The organism is Fibrobacter succinogenes subsp. succinogenes S85 (assembly GCF_000146505.1).
Taxonomy (GTDB): domain Bacteria; phylum Fibrobacterota; class Fibrobacteria; order Fibrobacterales; family Fibrobacteraceae; genus Fibrobacter; species Fibrobacter succinogenes.
The window spans coordinates 3,567,065-3,585,707 of sequence record NC_017448.1; the positions used below are offsets into that span (position 1 = coordinate 3,567,065).

The 18,643-nt window shown below is 47.4% G+C and carries 16 protein-coding genes; 13 read left to right on the plus strand and 3 right to left on the minus strand.

Features of this window, described 5'->3' with window-relative positions:
* Positions 1-236: 236 nt before the first annotated feature.
* From FSU_RS14665 to FSU_RS14705, 9 genes are all read left to right on the plus strand, one after another.
* The gene (locus FSU_RS14665; protein WP_014547129.1) at positions 237-1,019 is read left to right on the plus strand and encodes a BspA family leucine-rich repeat surface protein; all 783 of its coding nucleotides are present in this window, start codon (positions 237-239) and stop codon (positions 1,017-1,019) included.
* A 98-nt stretch (positions 1,020-1,117) separates the two neighbouring features.
* On the plus strand, positions 1,118-1,927 hold the full coding sequence (locus tag FSU_RS14670) for a PDZ domain-containing protein (RefSeq protein WP_014547130.1): 810 nt from the start codon (positions 1,118-1,120) through the stop codon (positions 1,925-1,927).
* Between the two features lie 100 nt (positions 1,928-2,027).
* The gene (locus tag FSU_RS14675; RefSeq protein ID WP_244263661.1) at positions 2,028-4,508 is read left to right on the plus strand and encodes a putative LPS assembly protein LptD; all 2,481 of its coding nucleotides are present in this window, start codon (positions 2,028-2,030) and stop codon (positions 4,506-4,508) included.
* 51 nt (positions 4,509-4,559) lie between these two features.
* A complete protein-coding gene (locus FSU_RS14680) occupies positions 4,560-5,135 on the plus strand; it encodes a Maf family protein (RefSeq protein ID WP_014547133.1) in 576 nt (191 codons plus the stop codon).
* Positions 5,136-5,138: 3 nt separating this feature from the next.
* Positions 5,139-6,083: a helix-turn-helix domain-containing protein gene (locus FSU_RS14685; RefSeq protein WP_015732329.1), complete on the plus strand. Its 945-nt coding sequence runs from the start codon at positions 5,139-5,141 to the stop codon at positions 6,081-6,083.
* Between the two features lie 11 nt (positions 6,084-6,094).
* Positions 6,095-6,679 carry an imidazoleglycerol-phosphate dehydratase HisB gene (gene hisB / locus FSU_RS14690; RefSeq protein ID WP_014547135.1) on the plus strand — a complete coding sequence of 195 codons (585 nt, stop codon included), beginning with the start codon at positions 6,095-6,097 and terminating at the stop codon, positions 6,677-6,679.
* Positions 6,680-6,979: 300 nt separating this feature from the next.
* Complete coding sequence (locus FSU_RS14695) at positions 6,980-7,921, plus strand: hypothetical protein (protein WP_155808809.1); 942 nt, start codon at positions 6,980-6,982, stop codon at positions 7,919-7,921.
* 192 nt (positions 7,922-8,113) lie between these two features.
* Complete coding sequence (locus FSU_RS14700; RefSeq protein WP_014547137.1) at positions 8,114-8,950, plus strand: TIGR02147 family protein; 837 nt, start codon at positions 8,114-8,116, stop codon at positions 8,948-8,950.
* A complete protein-coding gene (locus tag FSU_RS14705) occupies positions 8,937-10,802 on the plus strand; it encodes a hypothetical protein (RefSeq protein ID WP_014547138.1) in 1,866 nt (621 codons plus the stop codon). The genes FSU_RS14700 and FSU_RS14705 overlap by 14 nt, the downstream gene beginning before the upstream one ends.
* Positions 10,803-10,811: 9 nt before the next feature.
* Here the strand turns inward: FSU_RS14705 and FSU_RS14710 are convergent, their stop codons facing one another.
* Complete coding sequence (locus tag FSU_RS14710; RefSeq protein ID WP_015732331.1) at positions 10,812-11,780, minus strand: KamA family radical SAM protein; 969 nt, start codon at positions 11,778-11,780, stop codon at positions 10,812-10,814.
* A 41-nt stretch (positions 11,781-11,821) separates the two neighbouring features.
* Between FSU_RS14710 and efp the strand changes: the two genes are divergently transcribed.
* Together efp and FSU_RS14720 are read left to right on the plus strand one after the other, a co-directional pair.
* Positions 11,822-12,406, plus strand: coding sequence for an elongation factor P (gene efp, locus FSU_RS14715; protein WP_014547140.1), 585 nt, complete (start codon positions 11,822-11,824; stop codon positions 12,404-12,406).
* Between the two features lie 214 nt (positions 12,407-12,620).
* Positions 12,621-14,195, plus strand: coding sequence for a sialate O-acetylesterase (locus FSU_RS14720; protein ID WP_015732332.1), 1,575 nt, complete (start codon positions 12,621-12,623; stop codon positions 14,193-14,195).
* 11 nt (positions 14,196-14,206) lie between these two features.
* Here FSU_RS14720 and FSU_RS14725 read toward each other — a convergent pair whose 3' ends face one another.
* Together FSU_RS14725 and FSU_RS14730 are read right to left on the minus strand one after the other, a co-directional pair.
* Positions 14,207-15,181 (minus strand): hypothetical protein, encoded by a 975-nt coding sequence (locus FSU_RS14725; protein ID WP_014547142.1) that lies wholly within the window; start codon positions 15,179-15,181, stop codon positions 14,207-14,209.
* Positions 15,182-15,198: 17 nt separating this feature from the next.
* Complete coding sequence (locus FSU_RS14730) at positions 15,199-15,612, minus strand: hypothetical protein (protein WP_041260271.1); 414 nt, start codon at positions 15,610-15,612, stop codon at positions 15,199-15,201.
* A gap of 169 nt (positions 15,613-15,781) precedes the next feature.
* Between FSU_RS14730 and thiL the strand changes: the two genes are divergently transcribed.
* Both thiL and FSU_RS14740 read left to right on the plus strand, forming a co-directional pair.
* Positions 15,782-16,705 (plus strand): thiamine-phosphate kinase, encoded by a 924-nt coding sequence (thiL, locus tag FSU_RS14735; protein ID WP_244263662.1) that lies wholly within the window; start codon positions 15,782-15,784, stop codon positions 16,703-16,705.
* On the plus strand, positions 16,702-18,627 hold the full coding sequence (locus tag FSU_RS14740) for a GspE/PulE family protein (protein ID WP_015732334.1): 1,926 nt from the start codon (positions 16,702-16,704) through the stop codon (positions 18,625-18,627). Before thiL ends, FSU_RS14740 begins: the two co-directional genes overlap by 4 nt.
* The last annotated feature ends 16 nt before the right edge of the window (positions 18,628-18,643 follow it).

Sequence of the window (18,643 nt, forward strand, 5' to 3'; positions counted from 1 at the left end):
ATTCAAAAGGGTACAATATCCCCAAAATTTTTTTTCTCTTGGGGGCGTTAAAAAAGAATTTTATGGAAATTTAAAATTGAAAAATGAAATTTAGTGTATGCATGATTTTTGCATCACATTCCAAATATAGTAAAAATGACTTTTTTTGTCAAGGGCAAAAATGAGAGACTGTCATTCGGAAAACAGTTTACAATGGCGATATATAAAACGATATTAAAATAAAAGAGGTGAATTGTATGTCGGATAAAGTTGTGGTGCGCGATCTTGAAGAACTGAGAAGATTGGTTTATGATACCATTCAACGCTTGGGACCGAATTGTGACTTGAACTTTATAGATGTATCTCCAATGGTGGAAATGACGGGACTGTTTACTTGTCCGAACCATACGTTTAATGGGGATATAAGCCAGTGGGACGTGTCCAATGTGATCAATATGGACGAAATGTTTTCGGGCTCCGATTTCAATGGCGACATTAGCCGTTGGGATGTGGCAAACGTTGATAGTATGTACGGAATGTTTAAATATTCCGCATTTAACGGAGATATATCGGAGTGGAATGTTTCAAATGTTCAATGCATGAGTAATATGTTTGAGGGGTCAGTTTTCAATGGAGACCTTTCTAAATGGGATGTGTCCCGAGTGAATCGCATGGATGACATGTTCCGTTATTCTAAGTTTAATGGGGATATCTCTAAATGGGATGTGTCGCACGTGACATCTATGGATGATATGTTTCATGGATCCGTGTTTAATGGAGATATCTCGAATTGGGATGTTGGAATGTGTAGAAGTTTTGGCGGTATGTTTTATCGTAGTGCCTTTTGTGGCGATTTGGAGCGTTGGAATCTTGTTAATCCGGAACTCATGACTTTTGATATGTTGGAATGCTCATTGTTGGATTGGAATAATTGTCTTCCGCAATGGTATAAGGTTATTTATAGAAATCAGAATGTTGTTGAAGATTTTAATGAATTGGACTCCATTGACGATGACGAGGATAAAAACCTGCCTTTTTAGGTTTTTGCGTCCTTTTGGGCTCTATTTTCTAGGTAAAGTCGCTTGAAATAACAAATTTTTAATGTATATTAAGGAAGTAAAATTTTAAGGAGATTATTATGAATTCTTTTGTTAAGGCTTCTTTGATTGCCGCTATGATGACCGCTCCGCTCATGGCTGACGAATCCTTTGGTGGTGTCGGCATCACTATTTACCAGGTGGCGGAAGGCGTTCACGTGGCAGAAGTTATCCCGGGAACTCCGGCTGCAGAGTCCAATCTCCGTGCCGGCGACGTGATTACCGCTGTTGACGGTGTCAGCCTCAAGGGCCAGAACATTGAATTTTCCAAGGCTCAGCTTCGTGGCCAGGTCAATAAGCCGCTCGAAATCACTTACACGAGCAATGGCGAAACCTATTCTACAGTGGTTCGTCGCGCCCAGATTACCGTGAAGGACTTGGACAACAAGGCCGTCAAGAACTGGTATGGCGATAAGGAACGCGTAAACGCTCAGGAACTTGAAACTTTTGCTAGCGCTACCGAAAATGACAAGCAGCTCGTCGCGGTGCTCAGCCGCGGAAACCTCATCAAGAACGATGTTTCTGTAGCCTCTGCTGATGTCAATGGCGTTTATGTGGAAAAGGCAAAGACCACTCCGAAGTTCACCAAGACGACTCCGGTCCGCACGGGTGATGCAAGCCTCCGTCTTTTCAACCGCAAGGCTGTTTCGTTTGCCCTCAAGTCTCCGGGCCGCGCTACCGTTACAATCCTGAGCGCTGATGGCGAACAGATTGCAACGCTTAGCCTCGACAACGCTGTCGCTGGTGTCAATACGATCAACTGGAACGGTTCTCAGATTCCGAGCGGCCGCTATGTTATTTCCATTGACCACAATGGCGCTGTGAGCGGTGCAAACGCTGTGCTCAAGTAATTTGCGCCGTTCGTGGCTGCTTTACTAAATTCGCGCTTTAAACAAAAATTCGGAGAACGCTCTATATTTGGAGCGTTCTTTTTTTCTATCTTGTGGAATCGTGATTTTATCCAAAACCCATCGTTGTCTGTGGGCCGTTATCGCATTGTTTATCGCTGCGGTCTTTGCTCCTTGCTCTTTCGGCGAGGAAATGACCCGCTTTGAACTTGAAGAGCGCGAACAGCCTGTAGAAGATACGACCGAGGTGGATTGGATGAACGATACGACCGGGGTAGATACGATTGAATACCATGCGGTCGACCTTGTGTACGATGTAGAGACTTCTACGTTCAACCTGAACAAGTCCGCCCAGCTCAAGTACCGCACGGCAACGCTGGAATCCGATACCATTTGGATGGACCAGAAAAATCAGATTCTTGCCGCCAGCGGAAATCCTGTGCTTCGCGAAACCAAGAATCCATCGCTTTCGGGGATGCGCCTCAAGTACAACCTCAAGTCCAAAATCGGCGAGGTGTATTATGCGACCACGTTCCAGGATAACCAGCAACTGAATGGTATGGAAGTCCGCCGCCTTCCGGATACTCGAATCCAGATTGCGCGTGGCGACTTCAGTACGTGTAACGATACGACGCACCAGCACTTCTACTTTTATGGCCGCCGCATGGTGGTGAAGCCCAAGGAAACGATTACGGCAAGGCCGGTGGTCTTGAACATAGCCGATGTGCCTGTGGCGGTTCTCCCGATGATTGTGGCTCCGCTCAAGAGCGGGCGTAAGTCCGGTCTTTTGACGCCGAAGTTCGGTGGTGACCAAAAGCAGGGCTACTACTTGCGCAATATCGGATTCTATTACGCTGCGAACGATTATTGGGATGCGACTCTTTCAGCAGACATTATTGAAGGTGACGAGGCTCGGTTTGAAAAGTCTACCTTGTCGGGTGAAATCCGCTATAAGAAACGCTATTTGTTAGATGGTCACATCAAGTACACGAGCTACCTTGAGGAATTTGACTTTAGTCGTAGCGGTTACGATATCGATTTTTCGCATAACCAGAACTTGACTCCCGATGCGAAGCATACGTTGAGTGGCCAGGGCTCGTTTGTAAGTAGCACTGATGTCCGTAAAAAAAATTCCTTGGAATCTAGCACTATTTTGAACCAGCAGGCGAATGCCTCGTTGGCTTACTCCGGTAAATTCGGCAACAACAAGAGCTTGACGGTCAAGGTCTCGCAGAACCAAAACCTCACGACGGGGATGCTCGAAAGAGACTTGCCCGATATCCAGTACCGCATGAGCGGAAACCTTTTCAACTTTGAACTGGAAGAAGGCGAGGTGGCTGCCGAAGACGGCTCGTTCCAGTCGTTCCTTGAAAAGTTCAACTACAGTTTCACGAACCGCTTTAACTACAAGTCGCATCGCGAACGTGATACAACGCTCAATAAGGATACGACGGCGCATTACCTGGGTTATACGGGAACATACACTTTGGATTACTCGGGTCGTCTTTTTGACGTGATTAACATTACCCCGAGAGCGACTTTTACTGGGTATTGGACGGGTACGTCCTGGCGCAATCCGAATGATTCTTTGTACAAGAGAAAACGCTATTTGAGCTTTAATCCTGAAGAAGGGACTTATGGTAATGTAGCGTACAACCACAGTTATAGCTTGACTGCCGATACGAAACTTTACGGTATATGGGTTCCTGAAATTGGGCGCTTTACGGGTATTCGCCATGTGCTGTCTCCGAGCGTGTCTTATACGTATGCTCCTGAAATTGATACGGTGAAAACTTTTGCTCCACACCCGTACTTGGGACAGTACCCATACCAGCAAAAACAGCAGACAGTTGGATTCAGTTTGAATAACGACTTTGATATCAAGTACCTCAAGGTGGCGGGACATGTGGATACAAGTCGTGGAGATTCTGCCAAGAAGGCTAAGGCGGTAGAAGACCAGTATGGCACTCGTCGCTTGCTTACGACTAGGCATAGTTTCTCGTATAACTTTGCGGCGGACTCGCTGAATTTCTCCGATATTTCGTCTTCATTCGGCTTCCAGATTTTGCCGGATTACATGTTTACCATCAATACGCGCCACAGCTTCTACCATAAGTATGATACGAACCCGAACAAGGTAAGGTTCCCAGAACTCACGTATTGGGGCTATGAGCTTTCAAAGAGCTTCCACTGGAGCGGTACGTTTAATGGCGGTCTTCCTTCACAGCTTGAAAAGTATGAAATGCTCAATTGGTCTTTGAGCTTGGATTACCGCTATTCGTTCAGCAGTACTCGTGTGGCGAAGAATTTGTTCAAGGATAACATTTCGCATTCAACGGGTATCTCGGCAACGTTCCAGCCGACGGTCAACTGGGATGTTTCTTATAGCACCCGTTACGATTATAACGAAGGCAAGTTTGTCTCGCATGAATTTACGTTCAAACGTGTGTTGCATTGCTGGCAGCTCGATTTCACATGGACACCGACTGGCCCTGCCGCAGGTTGGAGCTTCTCCGTGTATGTCCGCGACTTGCCTGATATCAAGCTCAACGCAGGCAGCACCGATACAAAGAGTTATGACTAAGTTAGACGAGAGAACGGCTCTTTGAGCCTATAGACGAGAGACGAAAGATGTATGATGACTGAATCTGAAATTGTACTGGCAAGCGGTTCGCCGCGCCGTTCCGAAATTTTAAGACAGTTGGGTGTTAACTTCCGTGTGGTCGTCTCGGGCGAAGATGAAAAGCCCACAAGCACAAATCCGCTTGACTTCCCGCGTGAAAATGCCTGCATCAAGGCGTTGTCCGTATCTCGCCAGGAACGCGATGCGTATGTGCTCGGTTTTGACACGCTCGTTTTTTTGGACAACGTTCCGCTGGGCAAGCCCAAATCCGAAGCAAATGCTATTGAAATGTTAAGCAAACTAAACAATCGTAGCCATTTTGTAATTACAGGTGTCGCCATTGCACGTAACGGCGAAATCCTTAGCGCGTCCGAAGAGAAAACAGAGGTGTTTTTTAGAAACTGCACCTTACAAGAAATCAAAGATTATGTAAATTCTAAGGACCCGATGGACAAGGCTGGCGCTTACGGCATTCAGACGAATGGTGCGCGCTTGATCAAGTCTATCAACGGTTGCTACTACAACGTGGTTGGGTTACCAGTTGCACGTACACTGGAAATGTTGGATGGTTTACAAGTTAGGGTATAGCAAATGATTCAGTTGGAAGAGAAAAATCCAAACGAACGCCTTGGTGACTTCTTGGCCCGCGTTCGTGAATCTCAAGGACTTACGATTGAAGATCTTTCCGAACGCACGAAAATTTCGGTGAAGATGCTTCATTTCATTGAATCGAGTGACTGGAAGTCTTTGCCGGTTGAAGCTTATGTCCGTAGTTACCTGAACTCCGTGAGCTCAAAGCTTGGCTTGGATACAAAGGCCATCCTTAAAATGTACGCCGAAGAAGTGGGCTCAAGTTACGAAGTCCGCGAGGCGGAACCCATCAAGAATATTGCTCCGATGACGGAAGAAGAAAAGAAGCCGCGTAGCAAGGCAGTGCCTATTGCTATTGTGGTTATTCTCGTTCTCTTGGTGGTCGGGCTCCATTTTGTGACAAGGGAAAATTCTTCTTCTGACGCTAGTGCCAATCCGCCATCGGTGGTTGCTGCCGAAGACTCTACGGAAGTCAATCAGGATATGCCTGAAGGTGCAATCAAGGTCCCGGTTGATTCCATCAAGGATGAAAAGAACGAGAAAGTGACGCAGGCCGAAGTCGACAAGGCTGTGAAAAAGGCTGAAAATCTTCCGGCATCTGCAACAATTTTTATCTCTTCGACGTCCAAAAAAGATACGGCGACGGTGACGGGTCCGGTTTCGGATAACGGCCGTACTCGAATTGAACTCGTCGGTTCTGGCGAAATGCGTTCTTGGGTTGGCATCAAACGCGACGAAGACGATGATGATTTTGTGAAAGAAGCGAACATTGCGACGGTTGACAACAAGCTTGTCTATACTGCTAGCGGTACGCTTTACATTGTGATTGGTGAACCGCGTGCCATTGGCAAGATGTACTTGAACGGCGTGGAAACTCCGGTGCCTGTGCCGAAGTTTGGCCGCGTGGCTCGCTTTAGCGTTTATGACGGTCGTGTCCTTAAATAAGAGGTGCTAAGATGCGTTCTTCTAAGATTTCTCGTAAGACGAGTGAAACCGACATTCAACTTTTCTTGAACTTGGACGATTGCTCGAGAGGCAAGATTAGCTCGGGTTCGGGCTTCTTGGATCACATGCTGAATTTGTTCCAAGTACATGGCGGATTCCATCTCGATTTGACCTGCAAGGGCGATACCGAAGTCGATATGCACCATAGCATGGAAGACATCGCCATCGTGCTTGGCCAAGCTCTCGTTGAATGCCTCGGCGACAAGAAGGGCATCGAACGTTATGGCTTTTACTTTGTCCCGATGGACGAAGCCTTGAGCCGCGTGTGCATTGACTTTAGCAACCGCATCGGCTTTGTCTGGAACGTGAAGCTCCCGGCTGCAACTGCAGGCGGAATCGAAGCAAGCATGTTCGAACACTTCTTCAAGAGCCTCTGCGAAAATGCCCGCATGAACTTGCATGTGGAACTCTTCTACGGCAATGACAATCATCACTGCCTAGAATCCATCTTCAAGGCTTTTGCACGTGCCGTCGCTATGGCTGTTGCTCCTTCCCGCAATGTGAAGGGCGTCCCCAGCAGCAAGGGTGTGCTTTAATTCAAAAAATCGTTTTTCACATATTGTAAAGTATTTCGTGGCGAAACTTCGGTTTCGCCATTTTCTGTAAAATTTTGCGACTTTGTAGCAATTTTGACATAATTATTTAAAGCCTTTTTACAAAAAAGTATTTTTCAAAAGCTTTATATTTTGCGTCAGTTTGGGTGATTTAGCGAGGATGAGATGAAGGTGATTTCTACGACATTGAAATTGGCGTGTTGCCCTTTGGCTTTCTGCGATATGGCGTGGGCTAAAAGCGATGTCGACTATCGTAAATCGCTAAGTAAAGCTCGCGTCTATATGGTGGCTAAAAAGCCTCGTCTTGATTTTTGCAATGTGAAATTTGCGGGCCATAAAATTGATCTTGACCTTGTGAGCGAATGCGGTCGCGTAAGCGTTTCTATCCCTGCCGATGAACCGCTTTTTAAGCCGAGCGAAAAGAAAACGCTTGTCGTCGATGTGGGGATGGATGTGCCTCATATCCTTACTAAAGATGAAGTTGTCGCCAAAACTCATGGAATGAAATTCTATGAGATTGATACGGCATTCTATGAAAAGGCAAGCGACAAGGAACTGAAAAAATGCCTGGACGAAGACGCCTTTGTGGCGTGGCTTACGCCCGAAAAACTCTTGTACCTTTATTCGAATAGATTGATTCGAATTCCGAACTTGGATAAAACCAAGTGCTTCCTTTGGAATTACGAACCGATGTTTATCGGGAAGGTTGTGCGACCGGTGGTGAAAAGAGCGGATTTGCGCCATGCTCGTGAACCCTTCCTTGATATGCTTGAATCTGAAATTGAAGATTGCGAGGATATTCGCGATGACGTTGTGCTCCTGTTCTTTGATGTCGAAGAGCGGGATAATAGCCTTTTGATCGGCAATGCGGTTTCGATTAATGAATTCCAGCTCCTTTTAAACGGGCTTGCTTTGCCGTCTATTGATTTGCTTGCGATGGATGCCGAGAACGTCTTTATCGAAAAATTCAAGCCCAAGTACAATGCCGCGCTTTTCCATCCGTACCTGAGCGGTGCGGACGATACGCCTGATTCCGAATATGATGCCATTGATTACGCTATTGATGACTGGATGACTCTTGTATTCAAGGGCATGAAATGGTATGGCGGGCTTGAAGGAAATTGCTTGGTGTATAGTAAAGGCGATGGCCTGCGTGTCATGCACCCAACGGATTTTGATGATTTCTTGGAACGGAAGTTTATCGAATCCGTGCTTGCGTGCTAGAAATATTTTGTCAAACCTTCCACCGAGCGGGTATCTCCTTTATGAAACATTTTGTTTCATATACTTAAATAAAAATCTGTAATTTTAAATAAAAATTGTTAAATTTAGAGAAATTTTATAAAATTTGTTTTATTCTTATTGAATTTTAAAGCAACGTAATTTATCTTTATTGGTGTAAAGGTTACCCATAAAATGAAATCCGTTTTTGAATATAGAGATTACCGCGAGTACATGCGAGATTTTTACGAGAGCCGTAAAAAGTGTTCCGCATTTACGTGGCGTGAGTTTGCTAAACTCGCAGGCTTCTCTTCATCGGGCTTCTTGAAATTAGTCTGCGATGGCAAAACGCGCCTTTCGAAAGTGGGCGTTGAAAAAGTCTTGCCCGCAATGAACTTGTCTGGTGCGCAGGCTGAATATTTTCGTGCGTTGGTCGAATTTTGCGATTCTGCTCGCTCTGATGTCCGTCAAGTCGCTTTTGAACGGATGATGAAAATTGCGCAAGAAAACAAGATTGATTTTTTAGAGGCAAAGTCGTTTGAATATTTTTCGTCGTGGGCAAACCCGGCACTCAGGGAACTAGCCCCGATTATGAAGGGCGCAACGCCTCTTGAAATGGGACATGCTCTTGTGCCTGCCATTTCTGCTGCCGAAGCTCGTGAATCCTTGGAACTTCAGGAATCGCTTGGGCTCTTGAAAAAAGATGAATGCGGAAATTACGTGCAAACAAGCGAAGGTGTTTCGAGCTCTCGTGAAGTTATCTCGGCGACGGTCGTCAATATGCAAAAGCAATATGCGCATCTGGCCGCTGAATCCCTAGAACGCTACACGCGAGAATATCGCCATATCTCGGGAATGACGATGGGCCTTGATCGAGAAGCGTATGAGCGCTTAGCCGCAGAACTTGATGCGTTCCGCAAAAAAGTAGTGGAAATTGTATCAAACGTGAAAAGTTACGATCGTGTTTATCGAATGAATTTACAGCTCTTTCCTTTGAGCAAACAAGTTGGAGAAAAAAATGAAAAAGATTAATTTGATGCAAAATTTATTTGCCATGAGCCTTGCTTGCGTAACGGTTCTTTCGGGGGTATCGCTACTTGCGGGGTGTTCCGGTTTTACCGAAGATACGAATACATCTTCGAATGATAATGGCGGACTCATTGATGTGCAGGCTGCTTTTGCTTCTGCACGCGTGTCGCAATTGGGCAAGGTTATTGTTGATGAATCTCAGGATTCTTTAACGATTGTTTATGAAACTTTTGGCGGATGCGTAAAGAATGATAATGGCGTTTATGCCTATAACTCCGATTTCTATTTTGCAAGTTCAAGGACTTATGCATATGATTTCCATGGTGATACGCTTGTCTTGTCCTGTGATTTAATAGACCAAAAGAGCGGCTATCAACAACATATAATATCCTATCTTATTGGAGGTAATCCTGGTGAATTGGATGGTATATGGCTGTTTTTGCCTTGTTACTCATTAGGTGGTGAACGCATTTGTTCTAATGAAATGGAAAATTTATTTATCCAATTCAATAATGGAAGTGTGGAAACCCGTGTTTCTGAAAATAAAACGTATGATTATATGAATTCTAGCTTTGTTCATAATCTTGCGTTATTTATGACGGGACATGAAAATCGTATAGATTTTGATTTGCGCGGTCAAGTGATGAGTATGGATAATGATCTTTCAGGTAAAGGATTTACAGTTCAAGAAAGAACGAATAAAAATATGAAATTCGTTTATAAAGAACATGAATACGAACTGAATGTAGATTATGTCCAAATAAACGATTCTGCTGCTGTAACTTTGTCCTCTGAAGGGCTGTCTTGTACAGCTTCTTTGAGTGAACGTGATAATGTTTCTTCTGAAATTTGCCGCGAAGAAAATGCAGATTATCTTTATGAAAATGACAAAGGAAGCTTGAGCTATCGCAAAGACAATAGTGATGAATTTGCAAGTTGCGTGAAAAGCCTTGTTCGTCGTGGAACGAATACATCTTCAAATGATAAGTCTGGAAATGTTGATGTGCAGACTGCATTTGCATCGGCTCGTGTGATGTCTTCAGGTAAAGTGTTTGTCGATGAAGTTCGTGATTCGATTACGTTTGTTGCTGAAAAATTTGGGGGTTGCATCAAGAATGGTGAATCATTTATGTATGATTCGGATTTTTATGACAGTGATACGAATAAGTATGCCTATGGTTTCCGAGGAGACACTTTGATGTTTATGCAACCGGCTATACTCTATCAAGATGGTCACGGAGATTCTGTATCGGCTGCGACAATGTTCTATGTTGGTGGAACGTCTGGAAAGCTTGATGGAATCTGGAAATTTTTGCCATGCAGAAAAAATATGGCAAGTGGTGAAGTTGCGTGTCAAAATGATGCTTATAATTATTATTTAAAAATTGATAATGGGAAAATGGAAGTCCGTATTGCAGACCATGAGGACTATGATTACATGAATTCGGTTTTTGTCGAAGAATTATTCATGTTCTTGAATAACAAAAACTCTATTCAGATTGAAACTCAGTTCTATACTACTCACGGTGCCGAATCTGTTGCTGAAAATTATGGAATTACGATTCAAGAAAAAACGAATAAGAGTATGAAGTTTAGCTATGCTGGGCATGATTTTGATTTGAAATTGAATTATGCGAAAATTATGGACAGTGTGTCTGTAACATTAACCTCGGGAAATGTTATTTGCAATGGATTTAATCGCGAAATTCCCGATATTACGCAAGATCAGTGCAATGAAGATAACGCACCCTATTTAAATGAAATGGAATCGGGGGTGTATGGAATAAGAATGCAAAATTCCTATGAATTTGAAGATTGCATCAACGGTATTCTTGGCAGAGAATTAAACGAGTAAGATGTTCTTTTAAATCGGCGTCTTGCTCTTTTCGCCGGCGATTTCTCGAACGAGTTTCGGTACGAGGTAGCCGGGGAGCTTGGTGCGGATCTGCGCTATGAGTTCGCGGGCGCGTTCGTCGCTGACTTCAAAATGGGCGACACCTTTTGCATGGTCGAGTTGGTGCAGATAGTAGGGGAGTACACCTTGCTCGAATAGCCTGCGGCTCAAGCGTTCGAGCGTTTCGGCGTCATCGTTCACGCCTTTCAAAAGAACGCTCTGGTTCAAAAGCGTCCAGCCGCTGAATTTAAGTTGTGCGAAAACGGCGGCGGATTCTTCGTCCAGCTCGTCGGGGTGGTTCACGTGCACCACGAGCACACAATTGAAACGTGCGGGGAGTTCTCGCAAAAGTTCAAAATGCTGCATCACGAGGTCCGGTCGCATGATCGGGAGTCGCGTGTGGATGCGGAGCGTCGTCACAGACGGGTGGAATGCGATTGCTTCCACGAGGTCGCGGAAAGGTCCCGGGCCAAGCGTGAGCGGGTCTCCACCCGAGAGTATCACTTCCCAAATGCTCGTATGGACGTCCAGCCAGTTCGAAACTTCACTCGCGATATTCTGTGTGTCCTGGAAGGGGTAGTTGCGCCTAAAGCAGAACCTGCAGCGCACACCGCAGGCAGAAGTCGAAACGATGAGGGCGCGGTTCTCGTACTTTTGCAAGATGCATTCGGACTTGCCGGCGGGGAGGTCGCCAACGGGATCATCGACGAATCCCGGAGCATCCTTAAGTTCGTCTGTAGAAGGTAGAACCTCGCGTAGCAGTTTGACGGGCTCGGCCGAATTCTTGATGAGGTCGGCGTAATGCTTGGAACAGTTGAATGCGAACGTGGGCTCTTGGTCGAGGTTTGCGCGCATTTCGCTTGTCAAACCGGTAAAATCATTGCCCAAATAGTCTAAAAATTCAGAAATATGCGTGAAAGTTTTAACAGAATTGTCCATTATATTGCTAAATTTAGAATCAAAAACCAAAAGAGGATAATATGGGTACTGTAAGCACCAACGAATTCCGTAAAAAATTGAAAATCATGGTTGATGGTCAGCCGTATGAAATCATCGAAAACCAGTTTGTGAAGCCGGGTAAGGGTCAGGCTTTCAACCGCGTTCGTATCAAGAACTTGGTGACTGGCCGTACTCTCGAACGCACCTGGAAGAGCGGTGATACGGTGGAAGAAGCTGATGTGACCTACACCGAAATGACCTACCTTTACAACGACGGTTCTACTTGGTACTTCCTCAACAGCGAAACTCAGGAAACTGAAGAAATCTCCAAGGAAGCTCTCAATGGCTGCGAAGTTTGGCTCCTCGATGGCGCTACTGTCGAAGTCACTTGGTGGAAGGACCCGAAGACTCAGGCAACGCTTCCGATCGAAGTTATCCCGCCGACCTTCGTTGATCTGATGATCGTTGACGCTCCTCCGGCAGTTCAGGGCAACACCAGCGGTAACGTGATGCGTGAAGCCACTCTCGAAACTGGCGCTAAGGTGATGATTCCGCTCTTCATCGAAAACAACACCAAGATCCGCGTGGATACCCGCGACGGTTCTTACCTCGAACGCGCTAAGTAATAAGATCGCTCGGCTCTCGCCATCGTTATTATTGCGACTTTAAAAGCCTCGTCCAAGCGACGGGGCTGTTTTTTTATCCCTTCCTACCGTCTACTGTCACTTCCTACTGAGACAAAGTCGCATAGACAAACTGTCTATAGTTTTTCTCGGGGCAGGCGCGCGCTTAGCCACTTTTCTGTATAATTTATAATTGTTGTTTAACCCAAAGGGATATATGGGAATGTTTAATAAGCTTTCTGGTTTTGCGTCCGTGGCGTGTGTTGCTGCGGGCTTTGTGCTGTTTGGTGCGGCTTCTTCCGAGGCTGCTCCGGACCCGAATTTCCACATCTACATTGCGTATGGCCAGTCCAACATGGGCGGCACGGCAGATGCCCAGAGCGCGGACAAGGTCGAAAATTCGCGCTTCAAGATTTTCGCAACGCAAAAATGCTCGGGCAAGGGGCGCAATACGCTCGGTGACGTTTACCCGGCTGTGCCTTCGCTCTTTAACTGCGGCAACACGATTTCTGTGGCGGACTGGTTTGGCCGCACAATGGCCGACAGCATGCCCAACGTGACGATTGGGATTATTCCGGTGGCCGTGGGCGGTGCAAGCATTAAGCTCTTTGACCAGGATCAGTACAAAACTTATCTCTCGACGGCAGAAACCTGGCTCCAGAACTATGCGAAGGAATACGCAAGCGATGGCAATGTGACGAAGACGATTATCGACATCGCGAAAAAGGCACAAGAAAAGGGCGTCATCAAGGGCTTCATTTTCCATCAGGGCGAAACGGACGGCGGTTATTCCGATTGGCCGAAAATCGTGAAGAAAACTCGCGACGATATTCTCAAGGCTCTCGACATGAGTTCCGATACGGTGCCGTTCGTGGCGGGCGAGCTCTTGCGCGAAGGCTGCTGCTATTCCGACCGCGTGTCGAAACTCCCGAACACGATGGACAACACCTACTACGCTTCGTCCGAAGGCTTGGGCGGTAACGGCGTGGACCGCTACCATTTCAATCACGATGCCTATGTGGAATTCGGCAAGCGCTATGCGGCGCAGATGCTCAAAGCTGTGAACCGCAAGCCCGTGGAACCTGTTCCGCAGAAGCCGTTTGGCAAAGTGGTGGGCGATAGTGTTGTCGCAGGCGAACCGGCGGAAATCCCGGGCAGGATCGAGGCCGAAAACTATGACATCAATGGCGTCGGCAGTGGTAATAGTTCTTATTTCGATAAAGATTCCGAAAACAGGGGTGGCGAGTATCGCAAGGATGGCGTGGATATTTATAAGGGCGGCGACAATTATGCCATTGGTTACACGCAAGAAGGCGAATGGCTGGAATACTCCGTGAATGTGGATCGTGATGGAAAATTCTATATCTCTGCGAATGTGGCTTCTGGTACGGAATCGTCTAGCTTTAGCTTGCTTTTGGATGATAAGGAAATTGTGCCCTCCACGAAGGTTCCGAAAACTGGCGATGAGTGGGATGTCTATGAAAGACTGGAATTAGACCAGGTGGAATTCACGAAGGGCGAGCATGTGCTGAAGCTCTTGATTACAGGCAACTACGTGAACATTGACTGGATAGAAATTGAAGATCGGTCGCTTGCCATTCGTCCGAAATTCGTAGCGTCATCAGGTCCGCAAACTTACGATGTGTTCGATATGCTCGGGGCGCATGTCGGCCGTGTTGATGCTGCAACAGTTCAAGATGTTGCGCAGAAAGTCCGCGCACTCGTGAAGCAGAACGGCACGTACCTCGTGAAGTCCCGTAACAGCTCCGCGACCATCCGTGTGATGAAGTAATTTTTGCGATTCTAAAGAACTGCTTTTCTAAAGACCCGGGCGACCTCGTCCGGGTTATCGCTTTTAAGCCAACTTAACGTTTCGGTACCGCGGTAGCTCCAGGCAAAGATGTTCTTGATGCCTGCAGCACGGCTTTCAGCGACAGCGATGGCGAGGTCATTTTCGCGGCCCGCTTCAATCTGGTACGCCTTGACCCACATCTGTACGGACTTTCTGTAGCGGGTCGCGACTTCAACAAGCTTGTTTGCTGTTTCGCGGTATTTTTCGCGGACCCATTCTTCACTTGCTCCGCGTTCCCAGTACGGGTCGCTTGCAATTTCGTCGACGGCATCGAGGCGCGCGACACGACCCCAGTCGTCGAGCCCCGCCGGGAACCACGGCGGGAGCATGCAAACGCAGTTGCGTTTGCCGCGCGCTTTGACATCTTGAGTCATCTCGTCCAAGAAATCAATGAGGCTTTCTTCGCGGAACAGCTTTACGTCGTCTGTAAGCTCGGCGGGCATCTCGTACCCAAACTTTGTACGGAACTTCTCGCGGCACTTTTCGCAACGGCAGCTCCAGTTGCTAAGCCCGCCCTTTTCAAAGTAAAAGTGTGGCTCGTCCCAGAAAATCGTGGAGACATCCGTCTCGCAAACTGTTGCAATCCACTTGTGCATGTAGGCGCGGAACTCCGGGTGGTTCGGGCAGGCGGCCACTTTCGGTTTTCCGTCCAGCGCCACTTGGCACATGTCGTGGTTTCTGGCTGTGAGTTCCGAATAAGCTTCACCGCCAAATACGCGACCGACACCCCACGGGTTTACGTAAACGGAAAGTCCCATGGCGGCAGACTCATTCACAATCTGCTTCATGGTGTCGTAATAATATTGCAGGTCTTCTTCGCTCCACGTGTGGAGCACTGCATTGTATCCTGCTTCTTTTATCTGTACAAGATCCATGCGTGCGAACTTCGGAGAGCGCACACCAAAGTAGCTAACGCCTTTAATCACGGTTAAAAACCTCTGTTTTAAATTCCTCTAAAGCTCTTGTGCTGAGTCCACTTGGCCCACTGCGGACTGCAGTTCTTGTGCAGCACATTTTCAAGCGTTGCGCACCATTCTTCTTCGCTTACGGGGCGCCTGATCCAGAACGTGCTGTCGTCCCTCGAATCTTCGGGGAGAGGCATGTCGTCCGGGATGATTTCAATAATCCACGATTCGGGAATACCGTTGTGGAGTTCCTTGCTGAAGGCGAGGTTCTTCTCGGTCGCGTGGTCGGCATGGTCAAAGATGATGAGTGATGGCGACTGGCCGATGATGAGTGCCGATTCCAAAAGGCTCTGGGCGCTTTCGATGGAATTGCAAGTATAGAGGGTGGAATCTTCCGCCATGTTACCATGTTCTAAAAGCCAGCGGAAGGTCCACTGGTTCAGCTTGTCCAAGCTGCCTGGCGATGATGGCGTTATAAAAAATATGTGTCCCACGCCTAAAGTATAGAAAGTTTATTGTTAAATTATTGGCAGAAAAATTGAATTACCCTAGAAAAATATGAATTTCCCAGACCTTGGCGAATTTAGGTTCGTCAGAAAAATTTTGGAAGGAGCCCACCCCTTGAATAACGAACCGCCGGCACACCGCAGCTGGCTGAACGTGGGGGATGACTGCGCCATCTTTGATGGCTGGCTTGCGACCAAGGACCTCTCGGTCGAGAACACGCACTTCCGCCTGGACTGGTCAAGTCCGGAACAGGCGGTCGAGAAGCACATTGTGTCCAACGTTTCGGATGTGTCTTCCATGGGCGGTCGGCCCAAAATTGCGCTGTTCGGACTTTGCGTGAACAAAAACTGGAGCGAAGAAACTCGAAACAGAATTGCAAAAGCGGTTGCGCAAGGCTTTGAGAGAAGAGGAATTACGTTGATTGGCGGAGATACGGTCTCTGGCGATGTCGGGATGTTTTCGACAACACTCCTCGGCACGACCGATGGTGAAATTTCGCTCCTCCGTAGTGATGCAAAACCGGGTGACCATGTTTTTGTGGCGGGAACTCTCGGCAAATCCGATGCCGGACTTTGGATTTTGATGAACCATCCCGAAGAGGCAAATCGCTTCCCGAGGCTCGTTGAATACCACCTTGCGCCGAAAATTTGCGAGGATGCGGGGGCTCAACTGGTCAAGCAGGGGGTGCGTGGCGCCTGCATGGACATTAGCGATGGCCTTAGTTCCGAAACGAACCACCTTGCGCTCTCGTCGGGCGTATCCATCGAAATTGACGAGCAAAAACTCCCTATTGACCCCGATGTTTTGGAAATGTGCGAGTATTTTGGACTTTCTCCCCTCCAATTTGCGCTAAATGGGGGTGAAGAATACGAACTTCTATTCACTTCTAATCTTACAAAAAGTATATATTTAGAAGGAGCGCCCAAAATGGGCGAAATCCACGATATCGGATTGGTATCTTGTGGCAATGGTGTTTATTTGAAAGGGCAGGATGGAGTTAAGGCGCTCCTGAATGCTCAGGCGTGGTCGCATCTATGAAAGATTCAAGTAGTTTAGGACAGTTGTTGGTTCGTGTCAACTTGATTGACGAAGATCAGCTGAGGTATGCTGAAGACGAAATCAAGTTCTGGGCGCAAAAAGGCAAGAAGTTGACTCTTGCCCAGGTTCTTGTGAAGGCCAACATGGTCAAGCAAGAAGCTCTCACCGACATTTTGGGTGTTCAGATGCAGAGTGTCACCAAGAAACGTATTGGTGAAATGCTCTTGGACCAGGGCTTCATTACGCAAGACCAGCTAAACGAAGCTCTTGAAAAGCAGAAAACGTCGGGCGGTAAGCGTCTTGGCCGTGTGCTTGTCGATTTGAAGTTCATCGACGAAAAGAAGCTCACGGATATTCTTTGCTGCCAGTTCGAAGTGCCTTATGTTAAGCTTGATACGATTAAGCTTGATGAAAAGGTCTATGAGTTCATTCCCGAAGACCAGTGCAAGGCGAACAAGATTGTTCCGCTTTACGTGACGAAGGACGCTCGCCAGGCTCTCGTGGTCGCTATGGCAGACCCGACGAATGTGCGACTCAGGGACTCTATCAAGTTCAAGGTCAAGCGCAATGTTGATGTGGTCATGGCTTCCGAACAGGACATCAAGAAGACCATCGATACACTTTTTGCGGGCCACGGCCCTGCCGAAGAATCCCTTGCAGAACTTATTGGAGGTTCTGGAGAGGATGAACTTGAAACGGTCGAACGCGGAAATGGCAATAGCGATGAACCGGAACTGACTGACGAAGAAGGTCGCCAGGTCGTGAAGATTGTGACGACCTTGATTCATGAAGCCATTGCCCGTCACGCTTCCGATATTCACCTTGAACCGCAAGAGACGTTCCTCAAGTTGCGTTACCGTATTGACGGTGACTTGCAGGTGATGTCTCCGATTCCGGCACGACTCATGCCGCAGATTCTTTCGCGTATCAAGCTCTTGTCCAAGATGGACATTGCTGAAAAGCGTAAGCCGTTGGACGGACGTTTCACAGTGCGTTACAAGGGATCCGAAGTTGACCTTCGTGTGAGCTCGTTCCCGATTTCTTTGCGTAAGCGCGGTGTCTGCGAAAAGATCGTTATGCGTATTTTGGACCCGAATTCGGGTCAGTTCCCGCTTAAGGAAATGGGCTTTGACGCCCGCGTGCTCAAGCAGTTTATCGATGCGATTAATGCCCCGAACGGCATTGTGCTCGTTACCGGTCCGACGGGTTCCGGTAAGTCTACGACGCTTTACGCTTCTATTCGAGAAATTTTGGATTCCACGATCAACATCTCGACGATGGAAGACCCGGTGGAATTGAATATTGACGGTGTGAACCAGGGCCAGATTAACAATGCCGCAGGCTTTACCTTTGCGGCGGGCATTCGTGCCTTGCTCCGTCAGGACCCGGACGTGATCATGATCGGTGAAATGCGTGACCAAGAAACCTCGACAATGGCTATCGAAGCTGCTTTGACGGGTCACTTGGTCTTCAGTACGCTCCATACGAACGACGCTGCCGGTGCATTCCCTCGTTTGCTTGAAATGGGACTGGAACCGTTCCTTGTGTCTACTGCAATTAAGGGTGTCTTGGCCCAGCGTCTTGTGCGCCGCATATGCAAGAACTGCAAGGAGCCGGTCGAAATCTCGCAGGAACTTCGCGATGAACTCCACCTCTCGCCGGACATGCAGTTCTATCATGGCCGCGGTTGTGAAAAGTGCGATGGTTCGGGCTTCAAGGGCCGTTGCGGTATTTACGAGTTCCTCGTGCCGAACGAAGCTGTGCGTAATCTCGTGATCAAGCGCGCTTCCGGTGACGAAATCAAGCGCGAGGCCATCAAGTCTTGCGAAATGATTACGCTCCGTATGGACGGCATCAACAAGGCACTCCAAGGTCAGACCACTTTGGAACAGGCCATCGGCGCATCCACCGCCGACGAATAGTTCGAAGCTCGCCGTT